General features: G+C 38.5%; 1 pseudogene. It reads right to left on the minus strand.

The annotated features are described in order from the left end of the window. Positions 1-270: pseudogene (locus LVD47_RS23505) on the minus strand (TonB-dependent receptor); the annotation flags it as partial.

The raw sequence follows: 270 nt of genomic DNA on the forward strand, positions 1-270 counted from the left end.
GGTAAAGTTATTCTCAAGGGTGGTAGATTCAATTGCATCTTCCATGTATTGCGCTGAGTAATTGATTGCAAACGATTCACTGTTACTATGACGCCCAGATAGCGCCAGAGCTTTAACTGCTGTTTCATGAAACGCTTCAAATGCACTGGGGTTTTCACGCGAGTAAATATAATGGTCGTTATTTTTACGATAATAAGCCGATACTTCAACTGAACTTGCTTTTGCATAGCCTTGTTTATGGTTAAGCATGAATAATTGTGTATCAAGATC

This window comes from Membranihabitans maritimus, from assembly GCF_021729145.1.
GTDB lineage: Bacteria > Bacteroidota > Bacteroidia > Chitinophagales > Saprospiraceae > Membranihabitans > Membranihabitans maritimus.